The following is a 12275-nucleotide window of genomic DNA, read 5'->3' on the forward strand; positions in this document are numbered from 1 at the left end:
AATGAAATTCAGTGAACTGTGGTTACGCGAGTGGGTGAACACCACGCTGGACAGCGAAGCGCTTTCCAACCAGATCACCATGGCGGGCCTGGAAGTTGACGGCGTTGAGCCGGTTTCCGGTGCCTTCAACGGTGTGGTCGTCGGCGAAGTGGTAGAGTGCGGCCAGCACCCTAACGCTGACAAACTGCGCGTGACAAAAGTGAACGTGGGCGGTGACCGTCTGCTGGATATCGTCTGCGGTGCGCCAAACTGCCGTCAGGGCCTGAAGGTGGCCGTGGCGACCGTCGGTGCCGTGCTGCCGGGTGATTTCAAAATCAAAGCCGCCAAGCTGCGCGGCGAGCCGTCTGAAGGCATGCTGTGCTCTTTCTCCGAGCTGGGTATTTCCGACGATCACAACGGCATCATTGAGCTGCCGCTGGATGCACCAGTTGGCACCGATATCCGCGAATACCTGAAGCTTGATGACAACACTATCGAAATCAGCGTCACGCCAAACCGTGCCGACTGCTTAGGCATTATCGGCGTGGCGCGCGACGTGGCCGTACTGAACCAGACCGAACTCAACGCGCCGGACATTGCGCCGGTTGAAGCGACCATCAGTGACGTGCTGCCGATTCAGGTTGACGCTGCTGACGCATGCCCGCGCTACCTCGGCCGCGTGGTGAAAGGCATCAACGTTAAAGCGCCAACCCCGCTGTGGATGAAAGAGAAGCTGCGCCGCTGCGGTATCCGTTCAATCGACGCCGTGGTTGACGTCACTAACTACGTTCTGCTGGAGCTGGGCCAGCCGATGCACGCGTTCGATAAAGATCGCATTGAAGGCGGCATCGTTGTGCGCATGGCGAAAGAGGGCGAAACCCTGGTGCTGCTGGACGGCACTGAAGCCAAACTGAATGCCGACACCCTGGTGATTGCTGACCACAGCAAAGCGCTGGCAATGGGCGGTATCTTCGGGGGCGAGCATTCTGGCGTGAACGATGAGACGCAAAATGTCCTGCTGGAATGCGCGTTCTTCAGTCCGCTCTCCATCACCGGTCGCGCACGCCGTCACGGCCTGCACACCGATGCCTCTCACCGCTACGAGCGCGGCGTTGACCCGGCGCTGCAGTACAAAGCGATGGAACGTGCGACCCGCCTGCTGATCGACATCTGTGGCGGTGAAGCGGGGCCGGTTATTGACGTCACCAACGAAGCGACGCTGCCTAAGCGTGCGACCATCACCCTGCGCCGCAGCAAGCTGGATCGCCTGATTGGCCATCACGTTGCCGATGCGCAGGTGACCGACATCCTGAAGCGTCTGGGCTGTGAAGTGACCGAAGGCCAGGACGAGTGGAAAGCCGTTGCGCCATCATGGCGTTTCGACATGGAAATTGAAGAAGATCTGGTGGAAGAAGTGGCCCGCGTATACGGCTACAACAACATCCCTGACGAGCCTGTCCAGGCGAGTCTGGTAATGGGTACCCACCGTGAAGCTGACCTGTCCCTGAAGCGTGTGAAAACCATGCTGAATGACAAAGGCTACCAGGAAGTGATCACCTACAGCTTCGTTGATCCTAAGCTGCAGCAGCTGATCCACCCGGGTCAGGAAGCGCTGATCCTGCCAAGCCCAATATCCAGCGAAATGTCCGCGATGCGTCTGTCCCTGTGGACGGGCCTGCTGGGGACTATCGTTTACAACCAGAACCGCCAGCAGAACCGCGTGCGCATTTTCGAAAGCGGTTTACGCTTTGTGCCGGATAATCAGGCAAATTTAGGCATCCGTCAGGATCTCATGCTGGCTGGCGCCATCAGCGGTAACCGCTACGAAGAGCACTGGGACCTGGCAAAAGGCACGGTTGATTTCTACGATATGAAGGGTGATCTGGAAGCGATTCTGGATCTGACCGGTAAATTATCTGAAATTGAATTCCGCGCGGAAGCGATTCCTGCGCTCCATCCGGGCCAGAGCGCGGCGATTTATTTAGACGGCAAACGCGTTGGTTTCATTGGGGTTGTTCATCCTGAGCTGGAGCGTAAGCTGGACCTGAACGGCCGTACCATCGTGTTCGAGCTGGAGTGGAACCCGGTTGCAGACCGCGATATTCCTCAGGCGCAGGACGTCTCTCGCTTCCCGGCGAACCGCCGTGATATCGCGGTTGTGGTCGCTGAAAACGTGCCCGCAGCAGATATTTTGGCCGAATGTAAGAAAGTTGGCGTAAATCAGGTAGTTGGCGTAAACTTATTTGACGTGTACCGCGGCAAGGGCGTAGCAGAAGGTTTCAAGAGCCTCGCTATTAGCCTTATCCTTCAGGATACCAGCCGTACACTCGAAGAAGAGGAGATTGCCGCTACCGTCGCCAAATGTGTAGAGGCATTAAAAGAGCGATTCCAGGCATCATTGAGGGATTGAACCTATGGCGCTTACAAAAGCTGAAATGTCAGAATATCTGTTTGATAAGCTTGGGCTTAGCAAACGGGATGCCAAAGAGCTGGTAGAGCTGTTTTTCGAAGAGATCCGTCGTGCTCTGGAAAATGGTGAGCAGGTAAAACTCTCCGGTTTTGGCAATTTTGATTTGCGAGACAAAAACCAACGTCCGGGCCGTAACCCGAAGACGGGGGAAGATATTCCCATTACAGCCCGCCGCGTGGTGACCTTCAGACCCGGCCAGAAGTTAAAGAGCCGCGTCGAAAACGCAACGCCCAAAGCAGAGTAATATGAACTAACCAAAAAGGCCGCCCACGCGGCCTTTTTTCTTTGCGCTCTTCGGCAAAGCCGCCGTAAAATCAATTACATCACTCGCTAACAAACCGTACACATGCTTGATTATGCTCATCGTCAGCACCGTTCCGATCGGCGTCGCCTGCTTCTGCTGGTGCTGCTGCTTATTCTCGCCGCGGGTATCAGCCTCTGCGCAGGCGACAGCTGGATCGGGCCTGAAAGCTGGATGGGGCCTGACGGGCAGCTCTTCGTCTGGCAGATTCGTCTGCCGCGCACCGTCGCGGTGATCCTGGTCGGCGCCGCGCTGGCGCTGTCTGGCACCATTATGCAGGCGCTGTTCGAAAACCCGCTGGCGGAGCCCGGCCTGCTCGGCGTGTCGAACGGTGCAGGCGTCGGGCTGATTGCGGCGGTAATGCTGGGCGGGGGAGAGCTGTCCGGCTGGAGTATTAGCCTGAGCGCCATTCTCGGCGCACTGCTGATCACCGTCATTCTTCTTCGCTTCGCCAGACGGCACCTGTCGACCAGCCGGCTGCTGCTTGCCGGCATCGCGCTGGGGATCATCTGTAGCGCGCTGATGACCTGGGCGGTCTACTTCTCGACGTCCTTTGACCTGCGTCAGCTGATGTACTGGATGATGGGCGGCTTTGGCGGCGTTGACTGGCAGCAGGGCTGGCTAATGGCGCTGCTGGTGCCTGTCATCGCGTGGGCTGCTCTGCAGGCCCAGCCGTTGAACCGGCTCGCGCTGGGGGAAATCTCTGCTCGCCAGCTCGGCATGCCGATTGGTTTCTGGCGTAACGTACTGGTCATTGCCATTGGCTGGCTGGTGGGCGTGAGCGTGGCCCTGGCGGGGGCGATTGGCTTTATCGGGCTGGTCATTCCGCACATGCTGCGTCTGTGCGGTTTCACGGATCATCGAACCTTGCTTCCGGCCTCGGCGGTTGCCGGGGCCGCCACGCTGCTGGTGGCCGACATCATCGCCCGGCTTGCCCTGACGGCCGCAGAGCTGCCGATTGGCGTGGTGACCGCTACGCTGGGCGCGCCAGTCTTTATCTGGCTACTATTAAAAGCCGGACGTTAAAAACTACCCGTAAGACAACCTGAGGGAATGCTATGCAGTCAGATATCCTGAATACCGAAGTGACCACCATTGATGGGGATAATACCACGCTGGAAGGCTACAAAGGCAAGGTGTTGCTCATCGTCAACGTGGCATCGAAATGCGGCCTGACGCCGCAGTACGAGCAGCTGGAGAATATTCAGAAGGCCTGGGAGAAAGACGGTTTTACCGTGCTGGGCTTCCCGTGCAACCAGTTCCTGGGCCAGGAGCCGGGCAGCGAAGAAGAGATCAAAACCTTCTGCAGCACTACCTATGGCGTGACGTTCCCGATGTTCAGCAAAATTGACGTCAACGGTGAAAACCGCCATCCGCTGTATGCGAAGCTGATTGCTGCCGCGCCGAAGGCCGTTGCGCCGGAAGAAAGCGGTTTTTACGAGCGTATGGCCAGCAAAGGCCGCGCGCCGCTCTATCCGGACGACATTCTGTGGAACTTCGAAAAATTCCTGGTTGGTCGTGATGGCCAGGTCGTTCAGCGTTTTTCGCCGGATATGACGCCTGAGGATCCGATCGTCATGGAATCTATCAAGCTGGCGCTGGCGAAATAATGCCACTCCTGATGCAGCTCACGGACGTCGCCGAGAAGGGGCGTCTGGAGCCGATAACCTGCGGCATCGATTCGGGCGAAATCCTGCATCTCGTCGGACCAAACGGCGCGGGTAAAAGTACGCTGCTGGCGCGGATGGCGGGGCTGACCACCGGGCCTGGGCAGATTACGCTGCTGGAACATGCCCTGGCCGACTGGTCACCCGCCTCGCTGGCCCACCGGCGCAGCTACCTGGTGCAGCAGCAGGTACCGCCTTTTGCGATGCCGGTCTGGCATTATCTGATGCTGCATCTGCACGACAAACAGCATACGGCACTGCTGGAGGAAGTGGCTGCGGCGTTAGGGCTGGAAGATAAACTGTCCCGGCATGCCAGCCAGCTTTCCGGTGGTGAATGGCAGCGGGTGCGTCTGGCGGCAGTCATTCTACAGATCCATCCCGCGGGCAATCCTCACGGGAGGCTGCTGCTGCTGGATGAACCGATGAGCGGTCTGGATGTTGCCCAGCAGGCGGCGCTGGATAGCCTGTTAAGCGCTCTGAGCAGGAAAGGTATCGCCGTAGTGATGAGCAGCCACGATCTTAACCATACGCTGCGTCACGCCCATCGGGTATGGCTCCTGTCGCGCGGCAGAATGATTGCCAGCGGCACGCGGGACCGGGTCCTTACGCCGCCAAATCTCGCCCGCGCCTACAGCATGTCGTTCCGCAGGCTGGATATAGAGGGACATAAGATGCTGATTTCTACCGGGCAGGAGTAACCGTTTCTTGCCTGTGAACACAATTGCACGCTAAATTACCGAAAGAACAATAAAAGCAGAGGATTCGTCTGAAAATGCGATTCTGGTTTCTCCTCGTGGCGGCACTCTTTCTTGCGGGATGCAGCAGCCATCGTGCACCGCCGCCTAACCCACGGCTATCAGATTCTATCACCGTCATTGCCAGCCTTAACGATCAGCTGAGCAACTGGCGCGGTACGCCTTATCGCTACGGCGGCATGAGCCGCGGCGGGGTGGACTGCTCAGGCTTTGTCCTGATGACGTTTCGTGACAAGTTTGATCTACAGCTTCCGCGAGACACGCGCAAACAGGCGGAAATAGGAACAGAAATTGATAAAGACGATCTCCTGCCCGGGGACCTGGTTTTTTTCAAAACCGGCTCGGGAGAAAGCGGTTTGCATGTTGGCATATATGATACAGACAACCAGTTTATTCATGCCTCTACCAGCCGCGGCGTGATGCGCTCTTCTCTCGATAACGTGTACTGGCGTAAAAATTTCTGGCAGGCGCGACGTATTTAGTCTGCCCGAACACGTTTTTTATGTCGGCATGGTAACTATTAAACCATGCCGTTTTTCTCAAATAAGCTGATTAAAGTTAAATTTACCTAAATTAGCAACATCCTTATGTGTCTGTTTTATCTAAAACTGGCTATTACTCTGTAACCAGGATAAGATTATTTTAGATTCAGGGATAAATCTGAAAATTAATACGGAACTAATGAAATTAAACTTATTAAAATCAAGACAGTGGAATTGTGTCAGCAATTGCTCCAGGATGTCCTCTCTCATCTTTAATGCGGGGCGAGTGCAATGATTATTACGCTAGATAATGCTTACCAGTCTGAACTGATGCTTCTGCCTGCCCGTAATAGTGCAGGCGAGCTAAAAGGTTTAGAAATACTGGTTAACTTTACTGGCGTCGGCACCGATGTGAGGATCCCTACCGAGCTCGTTATCCCCCGGCTTTCAGCGGCAGAAGAGTTAGCGCTGTTTAACGAAAAACTGCAATTGCTTGATACCTGTAAACTGTTTTTTATTCAGCATCAGTTAATTGCATGGATCAATATTACACCAGCAATTGTTGAGTTTTTATTAAGTAATGGGAATGCTGTTTCAATTCTTGAGCGTTATCCGTTTCTTGAGTTTACTGTTAATGAGAACTATCCAGGTTTAAATAACGGAAAGGACGATCTGCAACTGGCAAGAATGGCGATCCATTTTCCGCTGGTCCTGGCAAACTTTGGTGCCGGTGCTGCATCGCTCAAGGCCGTCTATGATGGATTATTTAAACGGGTTATTCTTGATAAAGGATTCATCCAGCAGCGTGCTTCGGAGCTTTCTTTCGAGCCTTTTATGCGCGCGATCCTCTGGCAAATAACGCCGCACTGCCAGTCGGTGATCGTCTCCGGCATTGACGACCACGCTCTGCTGCAGCGCGTCCTGTCCTTTAATTTTGGTGCCATGCAGGGCGCGCTCTGGCCAGCCGTCTCGCCGGAGCACGTCACGACGCTCGTTCAGCAGCGATAACCCTGCCTTTCGCCCGTGTTTAAGTCCGGGTAAACCCTCTACACTAAAAGCAGGAGGACTTATGACCCTGTCTTTTACCGCTCACTGGCATGACGAGTTGCCTGGCTTTTACACCGCACTCAAACCAACACCGTTACATAATTCACGTCTTATCTGGCATAACGATCGGCTGGCCGATGAGCTGGCCATTCCGCCTGATATGTTTCAGCGTTCAGACAGCGCTGGCGTCTGGGGAGGAGATACGCTTCTCCCCGGTATGCAGCCTCTGGCTCAGGTCTATAGCGGACACCAGTTTGGTGTCTGGGCGGGGCAGCTGGGCGACGGCAGGGGGATCCTGCTCGGCGAACAACGCCTTCCCAACGGAGAGACGGTTGACTGGCATCTCAAAGGCGCAGGTCTTACCCCATATTCACGGATGGGCGACGGGCGGGCGGTATTGCGGTCTACAATACGCGAAAGCCTGGCATCCGAAGCGATGCATGCGCTGGGTATTCCCACTACCCGCGCGCTGTCGATCGTCACCAGCGACACGCCGGTGACGCGCGAAACGGTGGAAAAGGGGGCGATGCTGATGCGCATTGCGCAAAGCCATCTGCGCTTTGGTCATTTTGAGCACTTTTACTATCGCCGCGAGCCGGACAAGGTTCGCCAGCTCGCGGACTTCGCCATTCGCCACCACTGGGCGCATCTGCAGGATGAGGCGGATAAATACGTTCTCTGGTTCCGGGACGTGGTTGCCCGTACCGCCACGATGATTGCGCGCTGGCAAACGGTAGGCTTTGCTCACGGGGTCATGAACACGGACAACATGTCGATCCTCGGCCTGACCTTTGATTACGGTCCGTTTGGTTTCCAGGATGATTATCAGCCGGGGTATATCTGCAACCATTCCGACTATCAGGGGCGTTACAGCTTTGACAATCAGCCCGCGGTTGGGCTGTGGAACCTCCAGCGGCTTGCACAAACATTATCGCCGTTTATCGACGTCGATGCCCTGAACGATGCGCTCGACAGCTATCCGGACCTTTTGCTGCGGGAATACGGCACGCTGATGCGTAACAAGCTGGGGCTGATGACCCAGGAGAAGGGTGATAACGACATCCTTAACGGACTGTTTGCCCTGATGGCGCGTGAAGGGAGCGATTACACCCGCACCTTCCGCATGCTGGGCCAGACAGAGCAGCACAGCGCCGCCTCGCCGCTGCGCGACGAGTTTATTGACCGGCAGACGTTTGACGACTGGTTTACACAGTACCGCACGCGGCTGCAGCAGGAGCAGGTAGACGATGTTACACGTCAGGTACAGATGAACGCAGCGAATCCGGCAATGGTGTTGCGCAACTGGCTGGCGCAGCGGGCGATTGAGCAGGCAGAGCAGGGCGAGTATGACGAGCTACACCGTCTGCATCTGGCGTTGCGCACGCCGTTTGCCGACCGGGATGATGATTACGTCAGCCGCCCGCCCGACTGGGGCAAGCGGCTGGAAGTCAGCTGCTCAAGTTAAGGATTTTGGCCGGGCGGCGGGGTCGCCTTACCCGGCCTGTTCATCACTGAGCAACCCAGCCGCCATCCATATTCCACGCGGCGCCGCGAACGTTCACGGCGCCCTCGCTGCACAAAAACAGCGCCAGTTCACCCAACTGCTCCGGGGTAACAAACTCCCCTGAAGGCTGTTTCTCTGCAAGGAGCTGTTCGCGAGCCTGCTCCGGCGGCACGCCATCCGCGATGCGCTTATCAATTTGCTGTTGTACCAGCGGCGTCAGTACCCAGCCGGGGCAGATGGTATTGGCGGTAATACCCGTGCGGGCGGTTTCCAGCGCCAGCGATTTGGTAAAGCCCACTACGCCATGCTTGGCCGCAACGTAGGCCGATTTCTCTTTCGACGCGACCAGCCCGTGAACGGAGGCAATATTGATAATGCGCCCCCAGTTTTTCTCGCGCATGGCCGGCAGCGCCAGCCGGCTGGTGTGAAACACTGCGGAGAGGTTTATGGCGATAATGTCGTTCCACTTCTCCACCGGAAAGGCGTCGACCGGGGCCACGTGCTGGATCCCGGCGTTGTTCACAAGAATGTCCACGCCGCCAAACTGCGATTCGGCGTAGCGCATCATGGCTTCAATCTGCAATACGTCCCGCAGATCCGCATCGTGATAGCCCGGCTTTTTACCCAGTTGCGCAATTTCTTCCCGTGCCGATGCGCTGTCGCCAAAACCGTTTAGGATCAGCTGCGCGCCCGCCTTTGCCAGCACGCGGGCGATCCCAAGTCCAATGCCGCTGGTCGAGCCGGTCACCAGGGCGGTTTTACCGTTCAGATTCATTTTTCTCTCCTTACACAATGCCGGTCAGATAGAACACGGCAATGACAAAAAGCACTGCCAGACTTTTAATGATGGTGATTGCGAAAATGCCGCCGTAGGCCTGGCGATGGCTCAGGCCGGTGATAGCCAGCAGGGTAATCACCGCGCCGTTATGGGGCAGCGTATCCATCCCGCCGCTCGCCATCGAGGCCACGCGGTGCAGCACCTCAAGCGGGATATTGGCTGCGTGGGCGGCAGCAACAAAGGTATCGGCCATCGCCGCAAGGGCGATGCTCATTCCGCCGGACGCCGAGCCGGTGATCCCCGCGAGAACGGTCACGCTGATGGCCTCATTCAACAGCGGATTCGGGATAGTCGCCAGCGCTTTGGATAACACCAGAAACCCGGGCAGGGCGGCGATAACCGCGCCGAAACCGTATTCGGAGGCGGTATTCATCGCCGCCAGAATGGCACCGCTCACCGCGGTCCGGCTGCCTTCAGCCAGACGCCCCCGGATATTGCGAAAGCCAAAAATCAGCACCAGCACAATACCGGAGATCAGCGCCGCTTCCACGGCCCAGATGGCGGTGATCTTGCCCACCTCGGTGACAATCGGTTTCGCCAGACCTGGCAGAGTAAGCTCGTGGGTCGTGCCGTACCAGCCGGGGATCCAGCGGGTAAACAGCAGGTTCAGTATGCCCACCAGCAGCAGCGGGGAGATAGCAATCAGCGGATGCGGGAGGTTAATGTTATCCGGCGTTTCGGGCTCATTTTTCAGATCCGTGCCGTAACCTTCATTGTTATTCAGCGCCTTACGACGCTGGCGCTCCAGCCAGAGCAGGCCAAAGACGATAATAAACAGTGAGCCGATAAGCCCCAGCCACGGCGCCGCCCAGGCGTTCGTACCAAAGAAGCTGGTGGGGATGATATTCTGGATTTGCGGCGTGCCGGGCAGGGCGTCCATGGTAAACGAGAACGCCCCCAGCGCGACGGTGGCCGGGATCAGCCGCTTGGGGATGCCGCTCTGGCGGAACAGCTCCGCGGCGAACGGGTAAACCGCAAACGCCACCACGAACAGCGACACGCCGCCGTAGGTTAACAACGCGCACACCAGGACGATCACCGGAATAGCGTGGCGACGACCGAGGATCTGGATCGCGGCGGCGACGATGGAGCGTGAGAAACCGGAAAGCTCAATCAGCTTGCCAAAAACGGCCCCCAGCAGGAACACCGGGAAGTAGAGCTTAACAAAGCCGACCATCTTTTCCATAAACAGGCCGGTAAACGTCGGGCCGACGGCACCCGGATCGGTCAGCAGCACGGCGCCGAGCGCCGCGATCGGCGCAAACAAAATAACGCTATATCCGCGATAGGCCGCCAGCATCAGCAGCGCCAGCGCCGCCAGGGCTATTAACACACTCATTACGACTCCTCACTTTAATTATTATTCGGGTACCAACGAGAGGCTTAACGCTCGACGGTGAGAGCAATGCCTTGCCCGCCGCCTACGCACAGGGTGACGAGCCCTTTTTTAACGTCACGGCGCTGCATTTCGTACAGCAGCGTCACAAGAATGCGGCAGCCGGAGGCGCCAATCGGATGGCCCAGGGCGATAGCGCCGCCGTTAACGTTCACCCTGCGTTCATCCCAGCCGAGCTGCTTGCCCACCGCCAGCGCCTGGGCGGCAAAGGCTTCGTTAGCTTCAATGAGGTCCACCTCGTCGAGCGTCCAGCCCGCCCGCGCCAGTGCCGTCCGGCAGGCGCTGACCGGGCCGATGCCCATTACCGACGGATCAACGCCCGTCACGGCGTAACTTACGATGCGGCCAAAAACAGGCAATCCGCTCTCCCGCGCCTTTTCCTCGCTCATCAGCAGCACCGCGGCAGCACCGTCGTTGAGCGTGGAGGCATTCCCCGCCGTGACGGTGCCTTCCTCGTGCAAAAATGCGGGGCGCAGCTGGGCCAGCTTCTCAGCGGTGGTGCCTGGCCGGGGCTGTTCGTCACGGCTGACGATAAGCGGCGGTTTTTTACCCTGTTTCACCGTCACCGGCGCTATCTCGTCGTCAAAGCGACCCGCTTCGATGGCGGAGGCCGCTTTTTGCTGCGACCGGGCGGCGAAGGCGTCCTGGTCCTCGCGGGAAATGTCATACTCACGGGCGACGTTTTCAGCGGTGAGCCCCATGTGGTAATCGTTGAAGGCGTCCCACAGGCCGTCGGTAATCATGCTGTCCTTAAGGCCCGCATGCCCGAAACGCAGCCCGGCACGTGCGCCGTCCAGCAGATACGGTGCGTTGCTCATGCTCTCCTGACCGCCGGCGATAGCCACCTCTGCGTCGCCGCAGCGGATCGCCTGGGCGGCGAGCTGCACCGCTTTTAAGCCCGCGCCGCACACCAGGTTGACGGTGGTCGCCGGCGTGCTGACGGGTAATCCGGCGCTAATGGCCGTCTGGCGCGCAGGGTTTTGCCCGCACCCGGCCGTCAGCACCTGACCGAAAATCAGTTCATCTACCTGTTCTGCGCTAAGACCGCTGTTCTCAAGCAGGTGCCGTACCGTGACGGCCCCAAGCTCAACCGCAGAAAGGGACGAGAGCGATCCGCGAAAACTGCCTATGGGGGTTCGCGTTGCCCCGACAATCATGACCTTTTTCATGCTGCCCCCTCAGTTGAAGCGCATCTCGCGCACGTCATCCGCCACAATGATTTTCCCTGCCGTTTTACGCACGATCTCGTCAATACTGATGCCCGGGGCGTATTCCCGCAGAATGAACGCGCCGTCCTCGATTTCCAGCAGCGCGAGATCGGTCAGGACCCGACGGATGCAGCCCGCGCCCGTGAGCGGCAGCGTGCAGCGCGGCAGCAGCTTTGACTCACCGCTTTTTGAGGCGTGGGTCATCACCACGATGATGTTCTGTGCCCCGGCGACAAGATCCATCGCGCCGCCCATGCCCTTCACCATCTTTCCGGGGATCATCCACGAGGCGATGTTGCCCTCCACGTCCACTTCAAACGCGCCCAGCACGGTCAGGTCGACATGGCCGCCGCGGATCATGGCAAACGACTGGGCCGAGTCGAAAATGGCCGCGCCGGTCCGCGCGGTCACGGTCTGTTTACCGGCGTTGATCATGTCGGCGTCAAGGCTCTGCTCATCAGGAAACGCGCCCATCCCCAGCAGCCCGTTTTCCGACTGGAGCATCACATCCATCCCGTCCGGAATGTAGTTCGCCACCAGGGTAGGGATGCCGATCCCCAGGTTGACGTAGTAACCGTCGCGCAGCTCGCGGGCGACGCGCATGGCCATCTGTTCACGGGTTAACATC

The 12275-nt window shown here is 58.0% G+C and carries 12 protein-coding genes; 8 read left to right on the forward strand and 4 right to left on the reverse strand.

All coding sequences use genetic code 11. The features are described 5' to 3' along the window. Position 1 precedes the first annotated feature (1 nt). From pheT to selO, 8 genes are all read left to right on the forward strand, one after another. Positions 2-2389: a phenylalanine--tRNA ligase subunit beta gene (gene pheT / locus AB8818_RS00505; RefSeq protein WP_192981612.1), complete on the forward strand. Its 2388-nt coding sequence runs from the start codon at positions 2-4 to the stop codon at positions 2387-2389. 4 nt (positions 2390-2393) lie between these two features. Beyond that, positions 2394-2693 (forward strand): integration host factor subunit alpha, encoded by a 300-nt coding sequence (ihfA, locus tag AB8818_RS00510; RefSeq protein WP_003857805.1) that lies wholly within the window; start codon positions 2394-2396, stop codon positions 2691-2693. A 102-nt stretch (positions 2694-2795) separates the two neighbouring features. Further along, positions 2796-3776 carry a vitamin B12 ABC transporter permease BtuC gene (gene btuC / locus AB8818_RS00515; protein WP_192981610.1) on the forward strand — a complete coding sequence of 327 codons (981 nt, stop codon included), beginning with the start codon at positions 2796-2798 and terminating at the stop codon, positions 3774-3776. A gap of 32 nt (positions 3777-3808) precedes the next feature. Then, complete coding sequence (locus tag AB8818_RS00520; RefSeq protein ID WP_163328943.1) at positions 3809-4360, forward strand: glutathione peroxidase; 552 nt, start codon at positions 3809-3811, stop codon at positions 4358-4360. Further along, positions 4360-5115, forward strand: a complete 756-nt coding sequence (gene btuD / locus AB8818_RS00525) for a vitamin B12 ABC transporter ATP-binding protein BtuD (protein ID WP_116340502.1) — start codon at positions 4360-4362, stop codon at positions 5113-5115. The genes AB8818_RS00520 and btuD overlap by 1 nt, the downstream gene beginning before the upstream one ends. 74 nt (positions 5116-5189) lie before the next feature. Further along, positions 5190-5654 carry an NlpC/P60 family protein gene (locus AB8818_RS00530; RefSeq protein WP_061098488.1) on the forward strand — a complete coding sequence of 155 codons (465 nt, stop codon included), beginning with the start codon at positions 5190-5192 and terminating at the stop codon, positions 5652-5654. A 291-nt stretch (positions 5655-5945) separates the two neighbouring features. Continuing rightward, on the forward strand, positions 5946-6662 hold the full coding sequence (locus tag AB8818_RS00535; protein ID WP_116340500.1) for an EAL domain-containing protein: 717 nt from the start codon (positions 5946-5948) through the stop codon (positions 6660-6662). Between the two features lie 61 nt (positions 6663-6723). After that, a complete protein-coding gene (gene selO / locus AB8818_RS00540; protein WP_371199724.1) occupies positions 6724-8166 on the forward strand; it encodes a protein adenylyltransferase SelO in 1443 nt (480 codons plus the stop codon). A gap of 43 nt (positions 8167-8209) precedes the next feature. Here the strand turns inward: selO and AB8818_RS00545 are convergent, their stop codons facing one another. From AB8818_RS00545 to AB8818_RS00560, 4 genes are read right to left on the reverse strand one after another with little or no spacing between them, the layout of a single operon-like run. Continuing rightward, positions 8210-8980 carry a 3-hydroxybutyrate dehydrogenase gene (locus AB8818_RS00545; RefSeq protein WP_166710839.1) on the reverse strand — a complete coding sequence of 257 codons (771 nt, stop codon included), beginning with the start codon at positions 8978-8980 and terminating at the stop codon, positions 8210-8212. 10 nt (positions 8981-8990) lie between these two features. Next, positions 8991-10382, reverse strand: coding sequence for a GntP family permease (locus AB8818_RS00550; RefSeq protein ID WP_116340494.1), 1392 nt, complete (start codon positions 10380-10382; stop codon positions 8991-8993). A gap of 44 nt (positions 10383-10426) precedes the next feature. After that, positions 10427-11608 (reverse strand): acetyl-CoA C-acetyltransferase, encoded by a 1182-nt coding sequence (locus AB8818_RS00555; protein ID WP_116340491.1) that lies wholly within the window; start codon positions 11606-11608, stop codon positions 10427-10429. 9 nt (positions 11609-11617) lie between these two features. After that, complete coding sequence (locus AB8818_RS00560; RefSeq protein ID WP_163328951.1) at positions 11618-12274, reverse strand: CoA transferase subunit B; 657 nt, start codon at positions 12272-12274, stop codon at positions 11618-11620. Position 12275 lies beyond the last annotated feature (1 nt).

The organism is Enterobacter sp. KB-280D8 (assembly GCF_041399405.1).
Lineage (GTDB): Bacteria > Pseudomonadota > Gammaproteobacteria > Enterobacterales > Enterobacteriaceae > Enterobacter > Enterobacter cloacae_N.